Source organism: Streptomyces kaniharaensis (assembly GCF_009569385.1).
GTDB lineage: Bacteria > Actinomycetota > Actinomycetes > Streptomycetales > Streptomycetaceae > Kitasatospora > Kitasatospora kaniharaensis.
The window spans coordinates 68,300-92,399 of the sequence record NZ_WBOF01000003.1; the positions used below are offsets into that span (position 1 = coordinate 68,300).

The window sequence follows — 24,100 nt, forward strand, 5'->3', positions numbered from 1 at the left end:
CTTCCCCAGTGAAGCTACCACGAAGGGGGAACACCATGTCCGCTCTCAACTCCACCTCGAACACCGACGCCCGGGAAACCGACGCCGCCGAGATCCGCGCCCTCCTGGAGCGCAGCGCGGCCGCCTGGAACCACGGCGACGGCACCGCCTACGGCGAGCAGTTCACCGCCGACGCCACCGACGTCACCTACGCCGGCACCGTCTACCACGGCGGCCCCGAGATCGGTCGCGCCCACCAGGCCCTCTTCGACAGCTTCCTGAAGGGCACCCGGCTCACCACCGACATCGTCGAACTGCGCTTCCTCGGGCCGGACACCGCCCTCGTCCTCGCCCGCGGCGAGGTCCACAAGAGCCGCCCGAAGCGTTTGGGCAAGCTCGCCACCTACACCGTGGTTCGCGAGGCCGACGGCCGCTGGCGCATCGCCGCCGTCCAGAAGACCCAGCGCAAGCGGCTGCTGGAGGCGATCTCCTTCCGCTTCCAGCCGGCCACCCGCCCGGCGGCCTGCTAGCCGCCGTCCTCGTCTCGACGGTCGTGGTGGTGCTCTGGCCGGTGCCTCTCACCGCACGGTGCCCCCTGACGCGGAACAACTCGCGGTAGGCGGTGAACTTCGCGGCCACCCGGGGCGGGAACACGGTGGAGCGGTCGACCTCTCGTACGAGCGCCCGGTTCCGATACTCGCCGGTATCGCGAAGGTTCCCTGGTCGGACTCGGCCACGTCCCGTCACATCCCATGACCGCGGCAGCCGCACCGAGTAGCGGTTTCGTGGGATCCGCCAACGGCCCCGTCGGGCCGTGTCTGAAAGACTGCGGTCTCCGCTTCCACGCCGTCCGACGGCCATAGACCGCCGGACCCAGGCGGGCCCGAGCACCGGCCGGCGTTCCCCCACCGCCTCACCCACGCGGTCGCACGCGGCGCCCCTCCCCCTCTCCCCGCTTTCCGGAAGACAGCACCACCATGCCCCGACCCCGCACCGGCAAGGCAGTACTGGCGGCCGCGGGCCTCAGCGGCCTGCTCGCAAGCGGCTGTGCCGCCACGCCCGCTCCGCCCAACGCATCGTCCACGCTCCGATCCCGACTCCCGCAGGCCATCCGCGACTCGGGTGAACTGCGCATCGGCTCCTACCTCAACTACGTCCCGGTCGACTTCAAGGACCCTGGCGGCGCACCCGCCGGTCTCGACCTGGACATCGCCACAGCCCTCGGCTCCTACCTCGGTCTGCGGGTCAGGTTCGTCGACATGGCGTTCAACGACCTCATACCGGCCGTGCAGGCCGGGAAACTCGACCTGGCGATGTCGGCCGTCATCGACTCCCGCGACCGCCAGCAGGGCAAGGACGCCGCCGGCCGCATCACCAACCCTGGCGTGGACTTCGTCGACTACTTCATGACCGGCACCTCGATCCTGGTCAAGGCCGGCAACCCGCTGAGCGTGTCCACCTTGGACAGCCTGTGTGGCCACACCATCGCCGTGCAGGGCAACTCGGTCCAGATCAAGGTCGCCAAGAAGCAGTCCGCCGCCTGCGCCAGGACCGGCAAGCCGCTGCGGGTCGACTCGGTGGACAACGACGACCAGGCGCTGGCCGAAATCGCGTCCGGAACGGCCGTCGCCGACCTCAACGACTACCCCGGCGCCTCGTACAACACCACCGCCCCCGACCGAAAGGGCCGGTTCCAACTGGTCGGCAACTACCGGGAGTCGGACCTCTACGGAATCGCCGTCAGCCGAAACCAGAAGGAACTGCCCGACATCCTGTTCCGCGCCCTGAACCAACTCATCGGCAACGGCACGTACCAGAAGATCCTCGACAAGTGGAACCTCGGCGGCGGCGCCGTCATCAGCGCCACCCTGAACGCCGGCCTGTGACAAGCGTCCCTTCCGCGAGGCACCGTCGGCGTGGTCGCCGTCGGGCGGAGCGTCGGGCTCGCCGCCGCCGGCAGTGCGCGGGCGCGAGCACCGGCTGGACGTCGGCCGGATCCATACCTCTTCGCCGCCCCCGCCCCCCCGCCGGCTCGGCGAGGAATGGTCCGGCGCGGCCGTCGGCCCCGGTCCGGCACCCGCTCGGTCGGGGCGGGCGGCCGTGCGGGTGGACGGAGTTGTAGGCCGCATGACCTGCGTCGATTCGGATTCCTTGACGGTCCGCCTGCCCGCGTCCCTGGGTGGGCCGTCAAAGAATCCAGAGGGGTCGGCGGCGGTCATCAAGGTTGCCGATCAGGACGGGCTGCGGCCAGGCCGGGCGTCGTGCGGCGCCCGGATCCGGGCGCCGCGGTCGGCATCGAACCGCGGGACCTGCCGGGAAAGGGCGAGGTCAGCTCACCGTCACGGCCGCCGTCATCTCCCACACCAGGGCCTCGGCGCCGTCAGAGCCGCCGGTGAGCCGCCGGCCGTCGGAGCCGGTGATCCGGGCGGCGTCGCCGGTGCCCAGCAGGCCGGCCCCTTCGAGTTCGGCGCCGCCCCTCGCGATGAACAGGTGGGCGAACGGCGCGGTGGGCAGCTCCAGGGTCTCGCCGGGCCGGATCCGGGCGACGTGCAGGGCGGCGTGCTTCTGCCGGATGGCGATGGCGCGCCGGCTGGTGTGCTCGGGCATGCCGGAGGCCAGGGTGACCCAGCCGCCGCGGGCGAGTTCGTCGTTGATGTCGAGTTGCTCGTAGCCGGGCTGGATGCCGGCGGTGTCGGGGATGGTCCACATCTGCAGGAAGTGCACCGGGTTCCGGTGCTCGGGCTCGCCGGTGAGCGTCCAGGAGTCGTTCTTCTCGCTGTGCAGGATCCCGGTGCCGGCGCTCATCCGCTGGGCCAGCCCCGGGTAGATCACGCCGTTGTGCCCCTCGGAGTCCTGGTGGACCAGGGCGCCGTCGAGCACCCAAGTGACGATCTCCATGTCGCGGTGCGGGTGGGTGTCAAAGCCGGTACCCGGCGCCACCACGTCGTCGTTGGAGACCAGCAGCAGCCCGAAGTGGGTGTTGGCCGGGTCCCAGTGCCGGGAGAACGAGAAGGAGTGCCGGGAGTCGAGCCAGCCGGCGCGGGTGTGGAAGCGCTCGTCGGCGCGGCGGATGTCGAGTACGGATGCCATCGGAAGCCCTTCTCGAATGTTGTTTACCATTCAACAATAGCGTCTGGAGGATATTCCCACCACGGTGGCACCGACGCCCAAGGCGCGCTCGGAAGACGTCCCCGGGGGCCTACCTGCGGCGCAGCTGGCGGTGTGCGCCTGGTTGTGGGAGCAGGCAGGCCCGGACCGGCGGGTGCGGGCCTGCCTGCGGTCCTGCACGGAACGGCCAGGCCGGCGGTCGGATCGTGCGGGGTGGCTTCCGGCAGGTCGGGCCGCGGCGGTCAGGACGCGCAGTCGCGGCAGATGGGTTGACCGTTCTTGTCCTCACCGGCGAGTTGGGCGCGGTGGTGGACCAGGAAGCAGGTCATGCAGGTGAACTCGTCCTCCTGAAGGGGCACGACCCGAACGGTGAGCTCCTCACCGGACAGGTCGGCGCCCGGAAGCTCGAGCCCTTCGGCGGCCTCGGGCTCCACGTCGACGGAGGAGCTCCGCTTGTCGTCGCGCTGGCTCTTCAGTGCCTCGATGCTGTCGTCGCTGCTCTCGTCGCCGGTGTCGCGTGGGGCGTCGTAGTCGGTTGCCAAGGTGGTGTCTTCTCCTCAAGGGTCGATTCCGGCGGGCGGGTCGTGCCGCCTGCCGGCCGGAGGGACGCGTGTTCGTGGCCGATCCCGCCCGTGGCGCACCACCATCCCATCTGCCGGGCCCGCTGGCGCGCGAGCCGACACGCGACCCGCCGCCGGTGGCGCGCGCCATCGGCGACAGGTCGTGGATGGTGTGGTTGCGCAGCCAGTGGAGGGCCGCGGTTCACCGTCCCGGCAGGCGCCCCGGCGCTGCCGGTCTCGCCGGCGCTGCGGGACACCGTCCGGCGGCTGCTCGGGCTCGGCGACCAAGTCGCGACTGCACTCACTGGACAGTGGGCCGTTGTCGCGCTCGCCGCTGCGCTGCTGACGGGCACGCTCACCTTCGGCGCGGCAACGACAGAAGCCAGGGAACAGCAGCGGAGACCGGTTTCGAGGTGGCACTTCGTAGTGACCTTGTCGCCGGATAGTCCCTGCTCCTGGCCGGTTTGACGGCGTGACTCCCAGGTTCCGGGTCCAGTTTCGGAGCGGCCCGGGAGACGGGTGGATGGACTCGCGCGAGCGCGGTCAGGTGTTGTGGTGGCCGCCCACACGGCGGGGGTCCGCTGCGCCAGCGAGCGTCCTGTTCCAGCTGTCCGGCGAGGCGGAATGAGGACGTCACCTCTCGTCGGGGCTGTCGCCGTGCGCGGCGAGCAGGTGGCGTCAGCGCCGCGCGAGCAGCCTCGCGAGCCAGCCGCCAGACGTCCGCTCCTTCGGTGGGCAGGAACACCGCCCGGACTTGGACACCCCGGCCAGCACCTGTTCGACGTGCATCCCGCACCCGGCGTAGGTCGGCTTTCCGCAGGTGCGGCAGGCGACTCGGCGGCACATACCGCGCTCCCTTCCGACGGCCTCGGTGAATGGGCCGACAAAACCCAAATATACCCCTACCGGTATTTGGCGTTCCGCCTCTCCACGGCGGCGGTCCCACACGCGTGGTTTCCAGAGGCGCGCAACAACGGGTGCGCCGCCTTCGCGCCCGGTCGCGGCGCAACGACGGGCGCGAGCAGAGTTGCCGGGGCGGCCGGTGGCTCGCCATCGCGGCTCTCCTCGGACCGGTGCTCCTGGGCCGACGCCGCAGGGAGGCGCCCGAGGTCGGAGGCGGCGAGAAGCCGAGCGTGAGCTTCGGACGGCGCTACTGGTACGTGGCGGCGGCCGAAGCGCTCGGGGTCGCGGTCGGGCTGCCGGCCGGAGACCGGGGCCTGGGTCGAAAAAATATTTTCAACGGCATTGAACCGTTCCCGCCGCGGACTCGTGTGGAGGGTACACGGGCCACCACCACCCGAATCGTCAACCACCATGCACCCAGGGGGAGTTCGCCATGCCCAAGTTCACCGTTCCCGCGTTCGCCGCGCGCCGTCTGCTCGCCGTCTCCGGCATCGCCGTGCTCGCGCTCGCCGCCACCGCCTGCGGGCCCGACTCGGGCGACGGGTACGGCGAGAAGGCCCCGTCGACCGCCGCCGCCACGGCGCCCGCCACGGCGGCCGGTAACTCCTCCGGGGCCCGGCTCGTCGCCGCGAAGTCGGCCACGCTCGGCCCGATCGTCACCGACTCCGCAGGCCGGACCCTCTACCGCTTCGACAAGGACACCGCCAAGCCGTCCGCGAGCACCTGCACCGACGCCTGCGCCGCGAAGTGGCCGCCGGTCACCGCCCAGGACGCGGTGCAGGTCACCGGGATCGACTCCGCCCTGGTCGGCAACGTGACCAGGCCGGACGGAACGAAGCAGGTCACCCTCAACGGCTGGCCGCTCTACCGCTTCGCCGGGGACACCGCATCGGGTCAGACCAACGGGCAGGGCGTCGGCGGCACCTGGTTCGCGAGCACGCCCGAGGGGAAGAAGGCGTCGGGCGCGGCCGGCCAGGCGCCCGCCCAGACGCCCTCTCAGGCCCCGTCGTCGGCCCCGTCGCAGAGCGGCGGCTACTCCGGGGGCTACTGACCCGACCAGCGCGGCGGCAGGGCGGCCGGAACCGCCTTGCCCGCGCGGCGGCTCCTCGCCCAGACTGTCGCGGTGCACCAGGACCGCCTTCACCACCGGCTGGGGGGCGCCGCGCTCCCGGTCGGCGTCCTGCTCTGCCTCGCCCTGGGGCTGTCGCTGCTGGTGGTCCGCTTCCGGCCGGGCAGGCCGGAACCGGCGGCCGGATTCGTCGACATCACCGCGGTGGCCGTCGCCGCACCCGCCCCGCCGGCCGCCGGCCCGGACGCCTCCGCCGGCTCGTACGCGCAGGACTGCGGGCGCAACCAGGAGGGGCACCGCAACGCGGACAACGTGGTGGTCTCCCCCGGGACGGTGGGCGGCGCCCACCACGTGCACGACTACGTCGGCAACCTCTCCACGGACGCGGACTCCACCGACGACAGCCTCGCCGCCGCCGCGACCACCTGCACCGGCGGCGACCGCTCGACGTACTACTGGCCGGTCCTCCGCCGCACCGACCACGACGGCTCGGCGCCGCACACCGCCGCCGGGGCGTCCGACGCCCCGCACGGCGACACCCGCGAGATCCTCATTCCCGAGACGGTCACCGTCGAGTACCTCGGCAACCCGTGGAGCAAGGTCGTACCGATGCCGCGCTTCCTCCGGCTCCTGGAGGGCGACCCGACCGCCGCCACCGACGGTGGCGCGGAGGCCGGCGCCCGCTGGGGCTGCACGGGCTTCGCCGACCGCACGACCACCGACCGCTACCCGCTCTGCCCCGCCGGGAGCCTCCTCACCCGCACCCTGGACTTCCCCAGCTGCTGGGACGGGCGCGGCACGGACAGTCCCGGCCACCGCTCCCACGTGCGGTTCCCGTCCGCCGCCGGCGTCTGCCCGCACAACACCTTCCCCATCCCGCACCTGCGGGTGACCGTCGGCTACCGCCCGCCGCCGCCCCGGGCCTTCGCCCTGGACACCTTCCCCGAGCAGCACCACAGTCCGCTCACCGACCACGCGGTGTTCATCGGCCTGATGACCGACCGGCAGATGGCCGACGTGGTGGCCTGTCTGAACGAGGACCGCAGCTGCCGGGAATCCGGTTGAACCGGACGGCCCCCGCGTACGTGCTGGACGTGGCACCCGACGACGGAGGAATGGCGGATGGCGAGGACACGACCAGGCGCGCGGCAGGACGCCGCCGACGAGGCACTGATCCGGACGCTCTACGAGCAGCACGGCGGCGCGCTGCTCGCCTACGCCATCCGGATCACCGGCGACCGCGCGGCGGCCGAGGACGCCGTCCAGGAGACCCTGATCCGGGCCTGGCGCAACCCGGAGGCGCTGACCGAGGCCCGCGGGTCGGTGCGCGGCTGGTTGCTGACCGTGGAGCGCAACCTGATCACCGACCGGTTCCGGGCCCGGGCCGCCCGCCCGGCCGAGGTGGCGCAGGTCTCCGAGGAGACGGCCACCGTGCCGGTCGAACACGACCACGCCGAGGGCGTGGTGGAGACGCTGGTGATGTCGCAGGCGCTGGAGCGGCTCTCGCCCGAGCACCGCGAGGTGCTGCGCTCGATCTACTTCCAGCGGCTGTCGGTCACCGAGGCCGCGGAGCAGCTGGGGGTGCCGGCCGGAACGGTCAAGTCCCGCGCGCACTACGCGCTCCGGGCGCTCAAACGCTCGTACACCGGCAGGACGGGGACGTGGCAGGAGGTGTCGGTGTGACGACGGACGACGCGAACACGGACGACGCGAACACGAACGGCATGGACACGAACGGCACGAGCGCGAACGGTGCGTACCCGGGGCGCGCCACCAGTCAGACCACAGGCGGGAGCACGACGCCGCACGACCGGAACGCGGAGCTCGTCGGCGCCTACGTGCTGGGCGCGCTCGATCCGGCCGAGGGGGCGCAGGTCGAACGGCACCTGGCCGACTGCCCGACCTGCCGTCAGGAGGTGACCGAGTTGAGGGAGCTGGAGACCGTCCTGGGCGAGGTGCCGCCCGAACTGCTCGTGGACGGTCCGCCTGAGGGCGGCGACCTGCTGCTGCAGCGCACCCTGCGGCAGGCCCGGACGGAACGCGGCTCGGCGCTGCGCCGGCGCCGGGCCCGGATCGGCGCGGTCGCGGCCGCCGCGGCAGTCGCGGCGCTGGTCCTCGGGATCGCGCTGGGCCGCAGCACCGACGCCGCACCGACGGTGGCCGTCGGCCCGGCCCCGACCACCGCCGCTGCCACCCCGCCCCCCGCCGGGACCAGGACCGGCTCCGGGACGGATCCGGCCACCGGCGCCCGGATGACACTGGCGGTGACCCCGGCGATGGGCTGGGTGCGGGTGAACGCGGCGGTCACCGGCATCCCGGCCGGCCAGCGATGCCACCTGGTGGTCAACGGCAGGAGCGGGGCCACGGTGGACGCGGGCAGCTGGCTGGTCTCCGCCGTAGGCGCCAAGTCCGGTACCACACTGGATGGTTCGGCCATCGTTGCACCGGAGGACGTGACCTCGGTGTCGGTCGTCAACGAGACCGGGCAGACCTTCGTGACGGTTCCGGTGTAGGACTCCCCCGCCGGCCCCCGGGCGTTCCGGTGCGTCCGCCGCCCCTCGGGGGTCGGCGGACGCACCGGGGCCGGGGGGACGAGGCCGGCCTCAGCCGCCGACGCGGCCGATCGTGACCAGGGCGGCGAACATCGTGTGGCAGGGCCTGATGCGGGAGCAGCAGGCTCCTCGCTGTCGGCGCGGTGTGGGAGAGTGCCGCCCATGGACGAGAGCATGCACGGAGCAGCACTGATAGATCGGGTGATCGCCCGGGTCAAGCAGGACGGCTGGCCCACGGCGGACGCGCCGGACATCACCGAACCGGTGCCGCTCGCGCCCGAGACGATCGACCGCCTGCGGCTGGCCGGCGACCGGCCGCTGCCTCCAAGCCTGCGCCGGTGGCTCGCGTTCGACAGCTCCTGGCTGAGCGAGATCGGTTGGTACGACGACGAGCAGGCGCCCGTCTTCGAGGGCCGCGCACTCGGCGACACGACCGAGTGGATGTACGGCTCCGACGGCGTCATGGTCGGCATGTTCGCCGATTTCGAGAAGCTGCTGCCCTCCCCGTGCCTTCCGCTGGTCGGTGGCAGTGACTCCCGCCGCCTGCTCTACCTGGGCCGGCCCGACTCCACCGGCGAGTACCCGGTGCTCGTCACCGACATCGACGACCTGCCGTACGTCGCCGTGATGTACCCCGGCCTCGACGTCTACCTCGCCGACCTCGCCGATGTGATCGACCTGGACTTCGACACCTACACGGGCCTGATGAGCCACCCCGAGTACGGCTCCCGGATGCGGGAGCACGCGGAGAACACCGAACTCGGCCCCGATGGCCTCGAGTTCCAGGACCTCGACTGGAATGAAGGAGCCTGAGTCTCCAGAAGGGGCACGCGGCTCGGCGCCCGTGCCCACGGACACCACGTGGCTGACATCGTCGAGCAGATCTTCGAGTGGCTCGGCTGCGGCGTCGACCGCCGCAGGAGCATCCGACGGGTTCAGCACTGGCCGGGCCCTTTCTCCACAGCGGCCGAGCATGTCGGACCTCGGTGGCACGATTTCTGCCATGGGCCAGGCCGTCACGGTGCCCGGCGAGACCGGGGTGCTCGGCGAACACCAGGGCGGCAGACAGCGCGGTGTCGGCAACTGGCCGTGTCGAGGACGGCTCTTACGCCGCGGCGTCCGGGGTCTTCCCGTCCTGCGCCTGCTGCGAGCGCGTGGCGAACATGCGGGTGATCCGGTTGACCAGCTCCGCGTTCGGGGCGTCCGGGTTCTCCGGGCAGTAGGAGATCCTGAGGACGGTGCTACCGGTCTTCACGAGGAAGTCCAGGCACTCGCTGTCCCTGTAGATCGCGGACCGCTCGCCGGCCTTCGGAGCGGCCATCGGCAGCTTGTCGGGCAGGTCGCTGTAAACGGAGTAGGCGGAGTCGTACATCTTGTCGGCCCACGCCGGGCTGGGGCCCGCCATGATGTTGAACACCACCTGGGTCTTCCCGTTGTCGGCGTGGAAACGCGAGCTGCCCGTCCCGAGCACCTGGTTGCACAGGTCCGCCTGCGCGGGCGAGGTGGCGGCGTCGCTGCAGCCGCCCATGGGCCCTGCGGAAGGCGCCTTCTCCTGGGTCCAGCCGTCCGGCACGGCGTGCAGGTCGGGCAGGACGGACTTCACCTGGTCCAGGGTGGCCAGCGGCTTCGGCCCGTCCGGGCCGGAGTTGAGGTAGATGCCGAGCCCGACCGCCGACCCGACCACGGCGAGCACGACGACCACGCCGGTGAGCGCCCAGATGCGGCCACGCCGGGAAGGCGTTCCCAGTACCGTTCCGGCGCCGAACGCAGGCCAGTTGGCGCCGTCGCCGGGGTGCGACATCTGCGGCACCGGCTCCGTTGCCGCCGGCGGCGGCGCGGTCATGGCGACGGAGAGCCGGGCGCGCAGGTTGGCCGCCAGGCCCGGGTCCCGGCCCAGGAGTTGGCCCACCGCGAGCGCCAGGTCCCACTGCGCCTGCGGGTCGCCCGGGAAGGCCTCCACCCGTCCGAGGGCGTGCGCCCACTGCGGCCACTGCCGCAGCGCCTCCCGCACGCGCGCGACCGCCTCGCCGCCGAGCGCCGCACCGGCCGCGCCGACCGCGTTGGACGCGGACTGCACCAGCGCCTCGACCACTGTGGCGACGAGATCAGACCCGGTCCCCGCTGTCATCAAACCCCCGATCGGAAAAAAAGACGGTGCCACTCTGACATCAACAGAGCGATCATGCACAATCCGCCCGCGGCGGGAGACCGAACCGCAACGCCGCAGGCCAGGACGGGGCGCCGTCGCCCGAATGTCGTCGCGGACGGCTGTCGGGGACGGGCCGGCTCGTTCTCCAGCCGCAAACCCCGCACACCGAAGCCGTCCGCCGCACCGACGACCCGCCAGCGCGACACTTCAACCGGCCCGGATGCCGGAGACCGGGTCGCCGAATGCGGCGCCATGGCGAGCAGCCGGTGGGCATGCACGAGAAACCCGACGGGGGTGTCCTCGACCTGGCCAGGACGCAGCGGTGAGTTCTCGAACGGCCGTCATGTAGGCAGCGCCGTACGGCTGAGCCTCACCCGACACGGCAGGATCCGCAGCGGGGATTCTCGCGGTAGACAGCGGCGTCAGGCTCTGCGGGCAGAGGCTGTGAGTCGGTCGGCGAGCGCGAGGACGAGATCTCGGAGTTCGTCCGGTCGCTCGATGACGAACGGCCGGTCGAGCGAGGCAAGGACGGGAGGCAACCAGTCGAGCCGCTCTGCTCTCAATTCGACGTGGAGCCAACGCTCGGCGTGCGGATCCGTGCCTTCCGCGGGGGCGAGCTCCTCCACACTCGCGACGCTGGCGGGAAGTCGGGCGCGGATCTGTTCGACCGTCCCGTGGATCCGCAGGGTCACTTCGTGCCGGTACGCGGCCTTGGCGAGCCCTGACAGGACGCGCTGTGCCGGATCGAGTCCGGCGGGCGGCTCGAATGAGCCCGGCAGGGCCCTCGCGTCCGCGATGCGATCGAGCCGGAAAGTCCGGTCCTGGCCGATCTCGGGATCGGTGCCCGTGACGTACCACCGGCCCGCATGGGTGACGATCCCGTACGGATGCAGCGTGCGTTCGCTTCGCCGGCCGTCTCGGGTGGTGTACCTGATCGAGATCGGGCGGCGATGGCGTACCGCATCGGCGACGGCGAGCAGGACCCCTGTCTCCGGGGTGGCCGACTCGCCAGGCGCAGCCGTGAAGGCGAGGGATTCCATGACGGCGTCGAGCCGACGGGCCAGACGCTCGGGCAGTGCCCGGCGGATCTTGGCCGCTGCCGTCTCGCCTGCGGTTTGAGTCGCCGTCAGCAACCCCGTCCTGCGGCCGGCGACGAGGCCGAGCAGCACGGCGAGCGCCTCGTCGTCGTTGAGCATGAGCGGAGGCAGGCGGTACCCGGGGGCGAGCCGGTACCCGCCGTAGCGGCCGCGGACCGCCTCGACGGGGATGTCGAGGTCGACCAGGTGGTCCACATATCGCCGCACGGTGCGCCCGTCGACGCCGAGCCGGTCGGCGAGTTCGGCCACCGTTCTGATGCCGCCCGACTGCAGGAGTTCCAGGAGGGTGAGCACGCGGCCGGTAGGTCGAGCCATGTCCACGAGCCTAGCGTCTATACCGGACCGATTCTGTCCACTATTTGCTCTAGCGTCCGAGGTGCAACGGCTTCACCAGCATGAGGAGATCACCATGGACTTCGTTTCGATCCGGATCATCACCGGCGACATCGCGCGCCTCGTCGACTTCTACGAGCGGGCCACCGGAGTGCGGGCGGACTGGTCCACCGAGGATTTCGCCGAACTGCGGACCGCAGGCGCGACCCTCGCGATCGGCAGCACCCGCACCGTGGCGCTGTTCGCGCCCGGCTCAGCCCGTCCGGCCGACAACAGCACCGTGATCATCGAATTCCTCGTCGCCGACGTGGACGGCGTGTACCGGAACCTGGCCGATTTCGTCGCCGACTTCGTGACCGAGCCCACCACGATGCCCTGGGGCAACCGGTCGCTCCTGCTCCGCGACCCCGACGGCAACCTCGTCAACTTCTTCACCCCTGTCACGCCCGCGGCCATCGAGAAGTTCGCTCGCTGACGACAGCGAAGCCGCCTGGCGAGGGCCCGTCCCCGGCCGCAGGCGCAGCGGGTCGTCATGCCTGCTGCCGGGGACGGAACGGTCTCTGCGTTCACTTGACCGTTTTCGCCCTGTTGAGCAGTTCTGTCCCAGCGAACCCAGGCGCGGGGGCCGCCCGTCTACCCGTTGTGCTCCTGCCTGCCGACATGGTGCAGGGTGGATGTCATGCTTGCTGATCATCACGAGTACGACGTGGTCGTCACGGCCGTGGCCCCGGCGGGGACCGCCGTCCACGTGGACGGGGCCGACGGCTTCATCGACCGGACCAAACACCCCTCATGGTGGTCGGACACTCCCCGCGCCGCGGTCGGCGACCGGATACGCGCAGTGGTACTGGACGCCACCAGGACTCCGACACGGTTCAGCGCCCTGGCGAGCGACATACGGACGGCCCGGAGCCTGCGGCACACCGAACCACTGGTACGCCTGTGCCCGCCGCCCGGCGGCGGCCGCAGCACTGTGGAGTGGGCCGCCGTGGAGGAGGCGTTGGACATCGCCCTGCCAGCCGACTACAAGCGGCTCGTCCAGACGTACGGCGGCGGCCTCTTCGCGGGGGTGCTCTGGCTGCTGGAACCGGGCTGCCCGGATGCGATGTACGACCTGGTCACCCAGACCGCCGAACGCGAGGAGATCCTCGCCGAACTCTGGGAAGCGGGCGAGGACAAGCCGTCGGAACTCCATGAGGGCAACGCCAGGCTGGTGCCCTGGGGGTACGTGGAAGGTGCGGGACACTTCCTGTACTGGCTGGTCCGGCCCGGTGTCGAGCCGGAGGAATGGACCGTCATCCTCAATGAGGGGCGCGGCCCCTTCTGGGAGGGCCTATCCGGCCTCGTGCAGCCAGTTCCTCCTCGATGTGGTGGCCGGCACGACGACGTCGTTCTACTTCACCGACCTCGACGACATCGTTGACCCGGACGACAGGACGCGCTTCTCACCCAACTCGCAGATCCTCGGCCAGTAGGAGCAGGCGGTGGGGGGCGTGCCGGCAATCCGTTCGGGCTTGCCTGTCCTGCGCCGCTACGTTCGTTGAATCGAGTCCGTCTCGCGCAATCCAGTGTCCATGCAGGTCAGGACAACCGCAGACGCCCGGGGGCGGCTTCGGTGCGCCGATCAGAAGCCGACGATCTGCAGGTTCGCGAGGCTGTCGGGCCACAGCAAGTGCTCGCCGGCGAGGTAGAAGGTGTGGGCGTCGGCACCCATCGTGAAGCCCGTGATCCCGTTCGGGCGCCGACCGTCCACCCGTCAACTCCACACGGTGCGCAGAGGATCGCCCGGTTGCGCCCAAGGTGGGCGGTAATGCCCTCAGGAGGAGGGGACAGGGGGCGGGATGCGGGCCAGAAGTTCCCGGGCGATCTGGTTCAGCTGTGCGGTGATCTCTTGCGGGGAGCGCTGTGGACCGCCGTTCTCCCAGTGTGCCGCTACCGCGTCGATCAGAGGGTTCAACTCCTCGCAGCGCCCATAGGCCTCTGCCACGTTGTAGAAGATGAGCGCGATGCCCTCCGCGGGGTCGAGCCAGCCGCCGACGATCTCGGAAGCCCACCAGCGGGCGAGCGCCAGGCGGCCCTCCCAGTAGTCCTCGGGCGGGTGGAAACCGAAACCGAGCTCGTCCATCACCCGGCCGAACAACTCCGGGGCCAGATCGTGCTCGCAGCGGTTCAGCGCGGCAAGGTGCAGCAGCGACGGTGTGTCGACGCCGGCGCACAGGGCACGCAGAGCAGCTTCGATCAAAAGCTCAGGTTCACCGTGCCGCCCGTCGGCCCATGAGTGGGCGATCTCCCGCAGTTCCTGCACCGCGTCAGCCACCGTCGCAGATGCTCCCCCTATCGACATGACGGAATGCTGCCACGCGCCGTTCGGCAGCCGAAAACGGATATCTCGTTGGCCCACCACGGGCCGGATGTTCTCCACCGCCGACAGCACCACGCCCTCATCAACGCGCTGAGGACACCGTCACCTAGTGCCGCATCAGGCAACGTTTGCCCTGCTCTGATGCCGCTGGACAAGAGCTGATCGGCACCAGTTGATCAAGGATCTGTGCTCGTATCCTGTGCCGCATGGCCGATGACATGGAGATCGAGCGCTACCGGCATGAGACCGTGGAGCTGACGGTGGGGGAGCTACTCGAAGCCCTCAGCGAATTGCCCGCCGAGGCCCCGATTCGTATCGACGTGCCGCTGAGCCCGAGGTCAGGCGAGACGCGCGACTCGGTTGACTCGGGCGTCAGCCACTTCGTGGTGAGCGGTGTCGTCCTTCATGACGCCGACTACCTCTACCGGGACGAAGTGGTCCTCCAGGCAGATTTCTGCTCCGCGTGGTACGTACGTCCCGTCACGCCGAGGGACGAGGGGTGACCTGGCCGGCCCCGCGATGGCAGATCAGGCGATGTTCGCCCTATTGACGACCGCGCTGAGGCGTTCGTCGGCAGCGTGCTTGTTTCGCCAGATGATGTAGCGGCGGATCATGCTTCCCTGCTCCTTGTGGCTCTGGTGGTCGGTGCCGTCGAGGGCGAAGTAGCGCAGGGCGGTGAACTGGGCTTCGATCCGGTTGAGCCAGGAGCTATTGGTCGGGGTGTAGGCGATCTCCACGTTGTTCGCCGCCGCCCAGGTCCCGACCCGCTGGCACCGCTTCGTCGTCAGGTGCGGTGAGTAGTTGTCGCAGATGATCGCAATGCGAACGTCCGCCGCGTACAGCGAGCGCAGGTAGCGGCAGAACTCCAGGAACTTGGACCGGTTCTTGGTCTTCTTGATGTGCCCGTAGAGCTGGTCCTTGGCGAGGTCGTAGGCGGCGAACAGGTGCCGGACGCCGTGCGGTCGGGTGTAGGTGGCCCGACGCCGGGGTCTGGGCTCGCGATCGGGGGCCTTGCCCTTGCCACCGCGTTCGGCCCACTGCCGACCGGGGTGCGGTTGGAGGTTGAGTGGCCCGAACTCGTCCAGACAGAAGACGACTTCGGGCTCACCTTTCTCGGGTATGACCTCGCCGTCGGCGATCGCGTAGAGGTGCTCGACGCGGGCCTTCTTCGCTTCGTAGTCGGGATCCTTCGAGGTCTTCCAGGTCTTCACGCGTTGAAAGGAGACGCCCTCCTCGCGGAGCAGGACCCGAAGGCCCTCATGGCTGATGTCGTCGACCACCCCCTCGGCGACCAGGAAGTCGGCCAGCTTGGCCAGGCTCCAGGTCGAAAAGGGCAGGCCGTGCTCGGCCGGCTTGGACTTGGCGATCTTCTTGATCTCCCGGCGCTCGGGCAGCGTGAAGGTCCTGGGCCGTCCGCCCTTGTATTTCGGGTAGAGCGAGTCGAAGCCGTCGGCATTGAAGTTGTGGATCACGTCGCGGACCCGGTCCGCGCTGGTGAACGTGACCTCGGCGATCTTCGCCACGGGCATGCGCTGGGCAGAGAGCAACACCATGTGGGCCCGCCGCCAGGTCACCACCGACCCAGCGCCCCGGCGGACAATCCGCAGCAGCCGTCTGCCCTCGTCGTCATCGATCTCACGGACCTGCACGCGTTCAGCCACGTGATCATTCTGACCGTCCGGTGCCGCCCGGCACAGCAACCAGGCGACAGGTCACGACGGGGCGAACGTTGCCTGATGCGGCACTAGGAGGGCCCCTGGCCGTGCCGATACATGCCGATCGTATGACCTCCCCCACCCCGTCATCGAACGCCACCGCCCCGCCCCCACCCCGCTGCACCCGCCGGTAGAACTCCGCGGACCGCTCGACGTCGACGGCCGGGATCTCCAGGTTGTGCGGTACGCCGTCAGTGCGGCGGCGGTGCGGGCGGCCGAGGTGACGGGGTCACATCGCGAGGCGGAGCGGGGGAACGGGCTCAACACCGTACGGCCCGCGGTGAGTCGACTGTTGCCGGCCAGCGCCGGGTCCCCGGTGCCGGGCCGCGCGGTGGTGCGTCACTCGCTGCGGGTGGTGAGGCGTCCGGCGGCTTCGAGCCGTGCGAGGCGGTCGTGTTCCCTGTCGGCCCACTGCCGTGCCCGGTCGGGATCCAGCGGGGTGCCGTGGCCGACGTGGAGGGTGGTGGGGTTGAGGGCGAGCATCTCGCGCAGGCTGGCGAGGTTCTGCCGGGGGTCGTCGTGGAAGGGCGGGTTGGCGGGCTTGCCGGGGATGAGGCCCATGAAGGAGTTCGCGATCAGGTCGCCGGCGATGAGGTCGCCGTCGTCGGTGAGGACGGAGACCGATCCGGCGGTGTGGCCGGGAGTGGGCATGATGCGCGCCGCGAGGCCGAAGTCGTCCAGGCTCGTCTCGCCGCGGATGAGCACCGCGGGTTCGAAGGGTTCCGCTCGGGCGTGGAGCTTCTGGTTGCGGTCCATCAGGCGGCCCATCGGGCCGGTGGGCAGGTAGGGTTCGCGGACCCGGCCGGAGCGGTACGGCCCGAGGTCGGCGACGTGGCCGGCGAGGGGCGCGCCGGTGAGCCGGTGCAGTTCGGCGGCGGAGCCGAAGTGGTCGATGTGGCCGTGGGTGATGACGATCAGTGCGACGTCGGTGGGGTCGACGCCGTGGGCGGTGATCTGGTCGTGGATCTTTTGGCCGCTGCCGGGGGTTCCGGCGTCGACGATGACGGGACGGCGGCCGAGCAGCAGGTAGGCGTTGATGTTGTGCCGGCCCATGACCGGGATGGGGACGACCTTCGTGCGGGACATGGTTTTCCTCCGAGGTGTGCTGGTCGATGCCGCGTGCGGGCACGGCGAAGCTCGGCTTGCCGGTGCGTGGGCGCGCCCGGTGGCTGGCAGGCGGTGTGGGTGGTGTGGGTCAGAAGCGGCGGCGGTACTCGGCCGGGGTGGTGCCCAGCCGCCGGCGGAAGACGCGGTGCAGCGTCTCCACGGAGCCGAGGCCGCTGGCGGCGGCGACCTCCGGCAGGCTGCGGTCGCTGTCCTCCAGCAGTCGCCGGGCGGCCTCCAGCCTGGCCGCCTCCACATAGGCGGCCGGTGTCGTGGAGGTGCGCTGGTGGAACAACCGGGTGAAGTGCCGCGTGCTCAGGTGGGTGCGGGCCGCGAGGGCTTCGAGGGAGAGGTCCTCGGCGAGATGGTCGGCGATCCACCTGCGCAGCTCGTCGATCCGGTCGTCCGAGGAGCTCTGGACGGACAGCGGCACGCTGAACTGGCTCTGCCCGCCGGAGCGTTTGACGTACATCACCATCATGCGGGCGGTCGCGAGGGCGAGGTCCTGGCCGTGGTCCTCGGCGACCATGGCGAGCGCCATGTCCATCCCCGAGGTGACGCCGGCGCAGGTCCACACCTGCCCGTCCCGGATGAAGATCGGATCGGGATCGACGTGGACGCCGGGGTGTTCGGCTGCCAGTCGGCCCGCGGTGAGCCAGTGGGTCGTGGCGGGTCGGCCCTCCAGCAGCCCGGCGGCGGCCAGCAGGTGCGCGCCCGCGCAGATCGACCCGGTCCGCCGGGCCCGGGGTGCCGCACGGCGGAGCCAGTGGGTGACCTCGTGGTCGATCACCGGCTCCACACCGCCGTCGACGAGCTCGATCGCCCCCGACACCAGCAGCGTGTCGATCGGGCCGGCCACATCGTCGAAGGCCAGGTCGGCCATCAGCCGCACGCCGCTGGAGGTGGTCACCGGGCCGCCGTCGGCCGTCGCGATCTGCACGAGGTAACCGGGCCGGTCAGCTCCGGCGACCCGGGAGGCGACGGAGAACACCTCGGCCGGTCCGGTGGCGTCCAGCAGCTCGATGCCGGGGAAGGCGACGATCACGACGCGGTGCGGTTGGGGCATGCCCTGATCATTCCGTCCGATCGGACATGGCTGCAATGACCAGAATCTGTCACATCAGGCCATCGGAAGGGGTGGCCGACGGCAGCGCCAGGAGGTTCAAGGAAACCGGACCCGTGCGGGCGACCTCTGACCGTTGGCCCACCACACCAGCAGCGGAGGCCGGACGTCGCGGGCAACGGGCGTGTCGGCTCGGGTCAGCGGGCGAGGAGGATCCGCTTGCGCAGGAGGTCCACACCGTCTTTGGCGCCCGCCCGGACGAGGGCACACGGTGGGCACTGGTGACCGTCCGCCAGCGGGCTTGGGCGGCTCGACGAGCTCGAACACCATCGCGAGGGCCGCGGCCGGGCTGCCGGCACCACGGGTGACCTGGTGCGGAGCCTGACGGTGGAGAACGTCACCGGACCGGCCGCCGCCGGACCAGACTGCCCGGTGGCACACTGCGCAGTCGTACGGCCGGGCGTCGGGCGTGGCGCGGGCGGGGCGGGACGAGAGGCTCCGGAGGTGTGGGGCGGGGCGAGCGGAGGCTGACGGCCCCGAGGCCGGCCACCAGCACTTCGAGGAGCAACTGTACGGTGAAGCTCTGCAGCCAGACGCCCAGCAGTCCGAGCATCAGGGCCACGGCCGCCAGGATCGTGAGCGCCCAGCTCGGATCGCGGTCCCATGCGGAACCGGTGTCGCCGCGCCAGCTGCGACGAGCCTTCGACAGCGTCGCCGCGAGCAGCAGGCCAACACCGGTGATCCCGGCCAGGAACATGTACGGACCGTCGGTCGGCAACTCCTCCGCGAACTGCCGGCGTCCGGACCACACCACCGAAACCGGCTCGCCCTCCCAACGGACGACCTCGACCTGGTCGCCCGGGTGGACGCTGCTGAGCACAGGCTCGGTACCGTGCAGGCGGATGCCCTCCCGGCCGTCCCCGCCGAGGGCCCGGACCACGATCCGGTCGTCCGGGTCCTTGCCGACCTCCGCATGCACCTCGAGCGTCAGCTCGGTGCTGGCGGCCAGACAGTCGCTTCGGGTCACGGCGGCCGGGCATGGCAGGGCGGCCCGGTACCGGTCGGCATTGTGGAACGCCGGTGGCAGCAGGGTGACAAACCAGACCAGGACCACCAGCTCGAACGCCGCCGCTACGGCCAGCACCCCGGCGACTGTCCGGCGGGGCCGCCGTGGCCTGGTAGCTGGGGCAGCGGCCTCCCGCCGCTCCCGGATGGTCCGCGCCCGCTCGGCCGCCCTGAGCCACTGCCGGTCCGCCGCGCGCTGCCGCGCCCTGGATTGCTGGTACCGCACTGTTCCCCTTCGAGACGATCACCTCTGGCTGAGGCGGCCGTCACCTTACGCAGTGCGGCACTGAGCCCAGACACCGCCCCCGACTGCTGTGTCTGCCGTGGACAGCGACCCTGTTGCCCTTTCGGGGGGCCAGAGCCGGGCAGCGGCTCAGCTTGTCGCCTGCCGCCTCAGCGCTCGGAGCCGCAGCACCCAGCGAAGGACGGCGACCTCGGCAAGCGCGACGAGGACGACCAGGGCGTTGAAGCCCGAGTCGCTCAGCGTCCCGCCGGCGCCGGTCGCGATCAGCGGAAGAGCCGCTGGTGCGGATGCCACCGCGAATGCGACCGCGGGCAGCTCACCCGAGCCGGAGAGCGGGTCGGCCCAGGGCTGTAGCGTCGTCCAGACCGCGAGCACGATGAGCAGCACGGCGTACCCGAGACAAACGATGCGGCCAGCAGTGAGGCGCCTGGGAGGAGCAGTCATGGCGAGATGCTGCCAGGTACTGACTCGGAGGCGCGCGGCGGGTCCTGGCCGGGCCACTGTCGCACCCCCACCGTGATCGAGGGGTGCGCTGGCAGGTCGGCGTCGAGGTTCCCGTGGGCAGCATGATCTACTGCGCACCCGGCTCCTACCCGCCCTCCCCGACAGCACTGTTGACGCGCGGGAGGCACACCCGATCTGGAGGCAGCATGCCGACCACACCGTCACCGTGGCAACCCGCACTCGACCGGCTGCTCGCCATCAGGCTGCCGGTCGACCCGGGGGAAGCGGACCTGCCGGACGACGTGGCCTACGAAGTGTGGGACGCGGTGCGCGACCTGATCGAGGCGCGCGGCTCAAGCGACATCGCCGAGCTCGTCGCCGATGCCGCCGCCACCGGGGCCCTCACCAACCAGGAAGCCGCTCTCTACCTGAACATCGCCGCGTGGTGCGGCACGGACGATGCCGCGGCCCTGCAGCGGACCCTCAACGGCTGGGTGCGGACGGCCGACGACCGCACCCGCCTCGCCGTCGCCCTCCTCCACCAGATGCACATGTCACCCGCGCCGGGGGAGGTGGTACCGCGGCAGCACCTGACGGAGATCGCTCACCGCTACCCCGAGCTCCGGGAGCTCTGCGCGTACCACCTCGCCGCCCGGCCCGCCGACTGAGGCCAAGGCCGGCCGGACCTGCGCCGCAGCTTCGGTGCGCAGCCCCGGTCGGAGCCTTCGGGGCCGCCCAGGGGCCCTGGCAGGTCCAGCTCAGTCCTCCCGCAGGTCGCGGACCAGGCGGCTGACGGCCTGGTGGAAGTCGAGGCCGTCGTCGCAGAAGTCCGGGATGCAGTACTCGCGGATGGCGCGGGCCACGTCGTAGCCGGCGTCGGCGTCGAACGGTTCCCAGCGCAGCAGCCGCTCGTGGGCGACGATGCGGATCGGGAAGAGCTTGCGGGTTCCGCTCTCCCGTTCCGCCCGTACGGCCCGGCCGATCTCGGTGGCCACCCAGTTGCCGGCCATGCTGGCCTCGGACTTGGCCGGCAACCCCGTTTGCCGGCCAAGTCCCGTCCGCTTCGGTGGGGGGTGGGCCTCGCGGCTGTCAGCGGGGCGGGATGATGCCGGTCAGCCAGGTGAAGGTCGGGACGACGAGTGGCTTCCAGGTCGATGTGAGGTGCGCGCCGGTGGTCTCGGACGGGGTGACGGTGGTGGGGCTCTTCGCGGCCTGTTGGAGGGCGGTGGCGTCTTCCAGTCCGTCGCCCCGCTTGCCGGTCACGTAGAGGGCGACGTTCGGCGGGGTCGGGGCGTGGGTGAGGATGTGGAGCGGGTTGGCGCTCTCGCGCAGCTTCGAGTCCTTGGCGGTCAGTGAGGCCGGTTCGCCGGCCGGGTCGTTGTAGCCGGACATGCTGATCGCGGCGCGGTACCGGTTCGGGTGGGAGAGGGCGAGGCGCAGGGCGCAGTGGGCGCCGGCGGAGTAGCCGGACAGGGCCCAGCGGTCTGCGGTGGTGTCGGCCCGGAAGTTGTCGACGATCATCTGTGGGACGTCGCGTGAGAGCCAGGTCTCGGCGTTGACCTTGCCCGGGATGTCGGCGCATCCGGTGTCCGCCTTGCTGCCGAGGAGGGTGACGCGTGGTGCGACGAGGATGAACGGCGTGACCTGGCCGGACTTCATGAGTGGTTCGAGTTGCTTGGTCGCTTCCATGGCGTCGCCGAACCAGGCGCTGGAGGATCCGGGGAATCCGACGAGCAGTTCGACCACCGGGAAGGTCTTGTCCTTGTAGGCCGGGTCGTCGTACTGCGGCGGGGTCCAGACCAGTACCTCGCCGTCGACTCCGGAGAGCCGGCCCTTGAGGTCGGCCTGCTTCACGTTCCTGGGCACCGCGTCCGAGTCGGGCGCGTGGAAGGTCTGCGCCACCTTCGGCGCGGGGCTGCCGGACGGGCCGGCGGTGGCGCCACCGCGGTCGCCGGCCAGGCCCTCGTCCTTCGGCGGCACGGGCACGGCGCGGACGTGGCTGGACGTGCCCAGCAGGTCTCCCCAGCTGTCGTAGAGCTGGTTCTCGTTGTTGACGATCACGAAGACCAGGGCCACGGCGGTGAACTGACAGAGCAGCACGGTGGCGAGGTAGGAGAGCGCACGCAGCGGCGTGCGCCGCCCGTCCGCGGTCCGTGCCGGCCCGAAGAGGGCTCCCGTGCCCAGCCATTGCGCCATGGCCAGCGCTATGGAGGCCCCGAACAGGACGACGGTGAGGACGAAGACGGGAGTGCCAGTCAGATTCATTGCCTTGGTGCCGGTTTCTGTGCCGTCCGGGCTCGTGTGCCCGGTCTCATGAGTGACAGCCTGGAACGGCTGTTCGGTTGCCTCTGTCCGGAAGTTTCCGCGTCACCAAGGCCGCGGCCGCTGGGCTGAGGCGCCACCCCAACGATCGATCACCGGGCCGACCCGGGCTCACGGTGGCGGCGTCCGGCCTGTCGACCGGACGCCGCCACCGCTCGTGTCGGATCCGCGTATCGGCCCACACGACCCAGCCCTGCCCCTGCCACGTGATCATCGCTGCTGACCGACCATCACCACGGTGCTCGGCCTCGCGCGGTGGGCCACCGGCCGACCTGGCCTACTTGTCGAACAGCGAGTCCCCGGTGACGGTGCGGGTGGTGCCGTCGGCGAAGGTGAGGGTCACCGAGTCGGGCACACCACCGTTGTCGTGGTCGGAGCCGGGCCACCAGGCGGTCCAGCGGCCGTCCTGCACGGTGACCTCGAAGGTTCGCCCGGCGTCCTTCATGGTTACCGCCTTGACGTCGGCCCCGACGAGACCCTCGGCGTAGTTGAACGTGGCCGAGCCGCTGCCGTGGGAGCCACCCGTGTCGTAGGTGATCACATCGCGCGCGACGGGCTTCACAGCGCCGATCGACATCGTCAGACCGCTGTTCTTCGAGGCGACGTAGCAGAGCATGACGGTGCCGCCGCGGGCGACCACCATGGAGGTGACCTTGCCACGGAGGTCCGCGTTGGTGATCGTGACGGGCTCGCCGGCGCCCGGCATCCCGTGCAGGCACCACTTCAGGGTGGTGGCGCCCGGGCCGGTGGAGGTGTCCACGGGGGTCGGGGTGCTGGTCCAGCTGGAGAGCTCGGCGGAGCTCAGCGGCCCGCTGTTCGCCCGGTCGTACAGCGTCACGCCCACCACGGCCGTGCCCGCGGTGAGGGCGCCGGCGAGCGTGAAGGCCAGCCGTCGCCGCAAGCGCGGCCGGGCGGGCCGCCTGGTGGGTGAGGCGGTGGGCGAGGTGGCGGGGGTGTCGAGGTCGATCCGGCTCATCAGGCGCTCCCGATGTAGGGCGTGGCGTCCTGGCGGGAGGTCACGCTCGGCCGGCAGGGGCAGTTGCCCGAGCGGTTCGGCGCGCTCTACCGGATCCGGCCGCTGGTCGGCGTTCACTGGTGTGCCTCCTTGGGGGACAGGGCCGCGGTCGCGGGCCCACTGCTTATCTGGTGCGGGTCGCGGCCGAGTTCCCTTTCTTTCCGCGGGGCCCGGCTGACGGCCGTCTCGGTGAGGCGGTGCAGCTTGGCCCGGGCACGGGAGAGCCGTGAGCGAACGGTACCGACCGGTACGCCGAGGGCCTCGGCGGCCTCCTGGTAGTCCAGGCCGGCCCACACGCGCAGGGCCAGCACCTCGCGGTCGGGGCGCCGCAGCCGCGCCAACGCGCCCTGCAGGGCGGCGATCCGCGCCGCGTCGTCGATCCGCCCGGCCGCCTCCTCCGCGAAGTCGGGGACGCCCTCGGGCACGGGCGGCAGTTGGGCCATCACCTGCCGGTGGCGCCGGGCGGCCCGGCGCTGGTTGCTGACCAGCTTGGTGGCGATGCCCAGCAGCCAGGGCCGCAGTGACCCGCCCTCGGCACTGACCCGGCCGTGCTGGCGCCATGCTTCCAGGAAGGTCAGCGACATCACGTCCTCCGCCGCCGACCATTCCCCGGTCAGCCGGAACGCGTGGTTGTACACCGAGCGCGCGTACGCGTCGAAGAGCTGCCCGAACGCGTCCCGGTCACCGGCACGCACCCGAGTCCGCATCTCTGGATCCGAATAGTCCACGCCCACTATCTGGTGCGACAGCTCAAGCCAGTTCCCATGACGCACATCACATGGCTCCGGCGCTCACCGTCGGCCGGTGTCGGTCCGCTGCCTGGGCAGGACCTGCCGGTGCGCAGCCGGACGGGGGCGGTGCCGGACGGCGGCCGCGGGGCGGGGGCGGCCCGGGGGCGGTGCCGGACGGCGGCCGCGGGGCGGGGGCGGCCCGGGGGCGGTGCCGGACGGCGGCCGCGGGGCGGGGGCGGCCCGGGGGCGGTGTGCCGGGCGAGGCGGTCGGCGGTGCGGAAACCG

At 71.2% G+C, this 24,100-nt stretch carries 26 protein-coding genes; 11 read left to right on the plus strand and 15 right to left on the minus strand.

What is annotated here, in order from left to right; genetic code table 11:
- The first annotated feature begins 35 nt into the window (after window positions 1-35).
- Window positions 36-509, plus strand: a complete 474-nt coding sequence (locus F7Q99_RS31475; RefSeq protein WP_153467835.1) for an SgcJ/EcaC family oxidoreductase — start codon at window positions 36-38, stop codon at window positions 507-509.
- 447 nt (window positions 510-956) lie between these two features.
- Window positions 957-1,865 carry an ABC transporter substrate-binding protein gene (locus F7Q99_RS31480; RefSeq protein ID WP_153467839.1) on the plus strand — a complete coding sequence of 303 codons (909 nt, stop codon included), beginning with the start codon at window positions 957-959 and terminating at the stop codon, window positions 1,863-1,865.
- Window positions 1,866-2,307: 442 nt separating this feature from the next.
- Here F7Q99_RS31480 and F7Q99_RS31485 read toward each other — a convergent pair whose 3' ends face one another.
- On the minus strand, window positions 2,308-3,069 hold the full coding sequence (locus F7Q99_RS31485; RefSeq protein WP_153467842.1) for a pirin family protein: 762 nt from the start codon (window positions 3,067-3,069) through the stop codon (window positions 2,308-2,310).
- Between the two features lie 260 nt (window positions 3,070-3,329).
- Window positions 3,330-3,629, minus strand: a complete 300-nt coding sequence (locus F7Q99_RS31490; protein WP_153467845.1) for a DUF4193 domain-containing protein — start codon at window positions 3,627-3,629, stop codon at window positions 3,330-3,332.
- Window positions 3,630-4,983: 1,354 nt separating this feature from the next.
- Between F7Q99_RS31490 and F7Q99_RS31495 the strand changes: the two genes are divergently transcribed.
- The 5 genes from F7Q99_RS31495 (at window position 4,984) to F7Q99_RS31515 (ending at window position 8,984) form a co-directional block, all read left to right on the plus strand.
- A complete protein-coding gene (locus tag F7Q99_RS31495) occupies window positions 4,984-5,601 on the plus strand; it encodes a hypothetical protein (protein ID WP_153467848.1) in 618 nt (205 codons plus the stop codon).
- 72 nt (window positions 5,602-5,673) lie between these two features.
- Window positions 5,674-6,684, plus strand: a complete 1,011-nt coding sequence (locus tag F7Q99_RS31500; protein WP_326847381.1) for a DUF1996 domain-containing protein — start codon at window positions 5,674-5,676, stop codon at window positions 6,682-6,684.
- Between the two features lie 57 nt (window positions 6,685-6,741).
- Complete coding sequence (locus tag F7Q99_RS31505; RefSeq protein WP_153467851.1) at window positions 6,742-7,302, plus strand: sigma-70 family RNA polymerase sigma factor; 561 nt, start codon at window positions 6,742-6,744, stop codon at window positions 7,300-7,302.
- A complete protein-coding gene (locus F7Q99_RS31510; protein ID WP_326847382.1) occupies window positions 7,299-8,132 on the plus strand; it encodes an anti-sigma factor family protein in 834 nt (277 codons plus the stop codon). The genes F7Q99_RS31505 and F7Q99_RS31510 overlap by 4 nt, the downstream gene beginning before the upstream one ends.
- A 201-nt stretch (window positions 8,133-8,333) precedes the next feature.
- Entirely contained in the window at window positions 8,334-8,984 is a 651-nt protein-coding gene (locus F7Q99_RS31515; protein WP_153467855.1) for a hypothetical protein, read from the plus strand.
- 292 nt (window positions 8,985-9,276) lie between these two features.
- Here F7Q99_RS31515 and F7Q99_RS31520 read toward each other — a convergent pair whose 3' ends face one another.
- Together F7Q99_RS31520 and F7Q99_RS31525 are read right to left on the minus strand one after the other, a co-directional pair.
- Window positions 9,277-10,299: a hypothetical protein gene (locus F7Q99_RS31520; protein ID WP_153467858.1), complete on the minus strand. Its 1,023-nt coding sequence runs from the start codon at window positions 10,297-10,299 to the stop codon at window positions 9,277-9,279.
- 443 nt (window positions 10,300-10,742) lie between these two features.
- A complete protein-coding gene (locus F7Q99_RS31525) occupies window positions 10,743-11,732 on the minus strand; it encodes a helix-turn-helix transcriptional regulator (protein WP_153467861.1) in 990 nt (329 codons plus the stop codon).
- A gap of 94 nt (window positions 11,733-11,826) precedes the next feature.
- Between F7Q99_RS31525 and F7Q99_RS31530 the strand changes: the two genes are divergently transcribed.
- Together F7Q99_RS31530 and F7Q99_RS41910 are read left to right on the plus strand one after the other, a co-directional pair.
- Complete coding sequence (locus tag F7Q99_RS31530; RefSeq protein ID WP_153467864.1) at window positions 11,827-12,225, plus strand: VOC family protein; 399 nt, start codon at window positions 11,827-11,829, stop codon at window positions 12,223-12,225.
- A gap of 204 nt (window positions 12,226-12,429) precedes the next feature.
- On the plus strand, window positions 12,430-13,173 hold the full coding sequence (locus F7Q99_RS41910) for an SMI1/KNR4 family protein (protein WP_230211105.1): 744 nt from the start codon (window positions 12,430-12,432) through the stop codon (window positions 13,171-13,173).
- A 201-nt stretch (window positions 13,174-13,374) separates the two neighbouring features.
- On the opposite strand, the gene F7Q99_RS42825 is transcribed toward F7Q99_RS41910, so the two are convergent.
- Both F7Q99_RS42825 and F7Q99_RS31545 read right to left on the minus strand, forming a co-directional pair.
- Window positions 13,375-13,503, minus strand: coding sequence for a hypothetical protein (locus F7Q99_RS42825; RefSeq protein WP_268267687.1), 129 nt, complete (start codon window positions 13,501-13,503; stop codon window positions 13,375-13,377).
- A 63-nt stretch (window positions 13,504-13,566) separates the two neighbouring features.
- The gene (locus F7Q99_RS31545; RefSeq protein WP_153467867.1) at window positions 13,567-14,187 is read right to left on the minus strand and encodes a hypothetical protein; all 621 of its coding nucleotides are present in this window, start codon (window positions 14,185-14,187) and stop codon (window positions 13,567-13,569) included.
- Window positions 14,188-14,318: 131 nt separating this feature from the next.
- On the opposite strand from F7Q99_RS31545, the gene F7Q99_RS31550 reads away from it, so the two are divergent.
- Window positions 14,319-14,615 carry a hypothetical protein gene (locus F7Q99_RS31550; protein WP_153463825.1) on the plus strand — a complete coding sequence of 99 codons (297 nt, stop codon included), beginning with the start codon at window positions 14,319-14,321 and terminating at the stop codon, window positions 14,613-14,615.
- A 24-nt stretch (window positions 14,616-14,639) separates the two neighbouring features.
- Here F7Q99_RS31550 and F7Q99_RS31555 read toward each other — a convergent pair whose 3' ends face one another.
- From F7Q99_RS31555 to F7Q99_RS31575, 5 genes are all read right to left on the minus strand, one after another.
- A complete protein-coding gene (locus F7Q99_RS31555; RefSeq protein ID WP_326846957.1) occupies window positions 14,640-15,773 on the minus strand; it encodes an IS630 family transposase in 1,134 nt (377 codons plus the stop codon).
- 393 nt (window positions 15,774-16,166) lie between these two features.
- A complete protein-coding gene (locus F7Q99_RS31560; RefSeq protein ID WP_153467870.1) occupies window positions 16,167-16,913 on the minus strand; it encodes an MBL fold metallo-hydrolase in 747 nt (248 codons plus the stop codon).
- Window positions 16,914-17,022: 109 nt separating this feature from the next.
- Window positions 17,023-17,997, minus strand: coding sequence for a GlxA family transcriptional regulator (locus tag F7Q99_RS31565; protein ID WP_153467873.1), 975 nt, complete (start codon window positions 17,995-17,997; stop codon window positions 17,023-17,025).
- Between the two features lie 394 nt (window positions 17,998-18,391).
- Window positions 18,392-19,138 (minus strand): hypothetical protein, encoded by a 747-nt coding sequence (locus F7Q99_RS31570; RefSeq protein ID WP_153467876.1) that lies wholly within the window; start codon window positions 19,136-19,138, stop codon window positions 18,392-18,394.
- 294 nt (window positions 19,139-19,432) lie between these two features.
- Window positions 19,433-19,747: a hypothetical protein gene (locus tag F7Q99_RS31575; RefSeq protein ID WP_153467879.1), complete on the minus strand. Its 315-nt coding sequence runs from the start codon at window positions 19,745-19,747 to the stop codon at window positions 19,433-19,435.
- Between the two features lie 206 nt (window positions 19,748-19,953).
- Between F7Q99_RS31575 and F7Q99_RS31580 the strand changes: the two genes are divergently transcribed.
- Window positions 19,954-20,415 (plus strand): hypothetical protein, encoded by a 462-nt coding sequence (locus tag F7Q99_RS31580; RefSeq protein ID WP_153467882.1) that lies wholly within the window; start codon window positions 19,954-19,956, stop codon window positions 20,413-20,415.
- Window positions 20,416-20,505: 90 nt separating this feature from the next.
- Here F7Q99_RS31580 and F7Q99_RS31585 read toward each other — a convergent pair whose 3' ends face one another.
- From F7Q99_RS31585 to F7Q99_RS31600, 4 genes are all read right to left on the minus strand, one after another.
- Window positions 20,506-20,757, minus strand: coding sequence for a hypothetical protein (locus tag F7Q99_RS31585; RefSeq protein WP_195911336.1), 252 nt, complete (start codon window positions 20,755-20,757; stop codon window positions 20,506-20,508).
- Window positions 20,758-20,836: 79 nt separating this feature from the next.
- A complete protein-coding gene (locus F7Q99_RS31590; protein WP_153467888.1) occupies window positions 20,837-22,012 on the minus strand; it encodes an alpha/beta hydrolase in 1,176 nt (391 codons plus the stop codon).
- Window positions 22,013-22,346: 334 nt separating this feature from the next.
- Window positions 22,347-23,162: a hypothetical protein gene (locus tag F7Q99_RS31595; protein ID WP_153467891.1), complete on the minus strand. Its 816-nt coding sequence runs from the start codon at window positions 23,160-23,162 to the stop codon at window positions 22,347-22,349.
- Window positions 23,159-23,791 (minus strand): RNA polymerase sigma factor, encoded by a 633-nt coding sequence (locus F7Q99_RS31600; protein ID WP_153467894.1) that lies wholly within the window; start codon window positions 23,789-23,791, stop codon window positions 23,159-23,161. Before F7Q99_RS31600 ends, F7Q99_RS31595 begins: the two co-directional genes overlap by 4 nt.
- Window positions 23,792-24,100 lie beyond the last annotated feature (309 nt).

Excerpts from the sequence above, each read along its gene's own strand:
- F7Q99_RS31530 (WP_153467864.1), top strand. The coding sequence starts at position 11,827 with ATGGACTTCGTTTCGATCCGGATCATCACCGGCGACATCGCGCGCCTC.
- F7Q99_RS31525 (WP_153467861.1), bottom strand. The coding sequence starts at position 11,732 with ATGGCTCGACCTACCGGCCGCGTGCTCACCCTCCTGGAACTCCTGCAG.
- F7Q99_RS31550 (WP_153463825.1), top strand. The coding sequence starts at position 14,319 with ATGGCCGATGACATGGAGATCGAGCGCTACCGGCATGAGACCGTGGAG.
- F7Q99_RS31600 (WP_153467894.1), bottom strand. The coding sequence starts at position 23,791 with ATGCGGACTCGGGTGCGTGCCGGTGACCGGGACGCGTTCGGGCAGCTC.
- F7Q99_RS31480 (WP_153467839.1), top strand. The coding sequence starts at position 957 with ATGCCCCGACCCCGCACCGGCAAGGCAGTACTGGCGGCCGCGGGCCTC.
- F7Q99_RS31520 (WP_153467858.1), bottom strand. The coding sequence starts at position 10,299 with ATGACAGCGGGGACCGGGTCTGATCTCGTCGCCACAGTGGTCGAGGCG.
- F7Q99_RS31515 (WP_153467855.1), top strand. The coding sequence starts at position 8,334 with ATGGACGAGAGCATGCACGGAGCAGCACTGATAGATCGGGTGATCGCC.
- F7Q99_RS31580 (WP_153467882.1), top strand. The coding sequence starts at position 19,954 with ATGCCGACCACACCGTCACCGTGGCAACCCGCACTCGACCGGCTGCTC.
- F7Q99_RS31585 (WP_195911336.1), bottom strand. The coding sequence starts at position 20,757 with ATGGCCGGCAACTGGGTGGCCACCGAGATCGGCCGGGCCGTACGGGCG.
- F7Q99_RS31590 (WP_153467888.1), bottom strand. The coding sequence starts at position 22,012 with ATGAATCTGACTGGCACTCCCGTCTTCGTCCTCACCGTCGTCCTGTTC.
- F7Q99_RS31495 (WP_153467848.1), top strand. The coding sequence starts at position 4,984 with ATGCCCAAGTTCACCGTTCCCGCGTTCGCCGCGCGCCGTCTGCTCGCC.
- F7Q99_RS31475 (WP_153467835.1), top strand. The coding sequence starts at position 36 with ATGTCCGCTCTCAACTCCACCTCGAACACCGACGCCCGGGAAACCGAC.
- F7Q99_RS31485 (WP_153467842.1), bottom strand. The coding sequence starts at position 3,069 with ATGGCATCCGTACTCGACATCCGCCGCGCCGACGAGCGCTTCCACACC.
- F7Q99_RS31565 (WP_153467873.1), bottom strand. The coding sequence starts at position 17,997 with ATGCCCCAACCGCACCGCGTCGTGATCGTCGCCTTCCCCGGCATCGAG.
- F7Q99_RS41910 (WP_230211105.1), top strand. The coding sequence starts at position 12,430 with ATGCTTGCTGATCATCACGAGTACGACGTGGTCGTCACGGCCGTGGCC.
- F7Q99_RS31575 (WP_153467879.1), bottom strand. The coding sequence starts at position 19,747 with ATGACTGCTCCTCCCAGGCGCCTCACTGCTGGCCGCATCGTTTGTCTC.
- F7Q99_RS31560 (WP_153467870.1), bottom strand. The coding sequence starts at position 16,913 with ATGTCCCGCACGAAGGTCGTCCCCATCCCGGTCATGGGCCGGCACAAC.
- F7Q99_RS31505 (WP_153467851.1), top strand. The coding sequence starts at position 6,742 with ATGGCGAGGACACGACCAGGCGCGCGGCAGGACGCCGCCGACGAGGCA.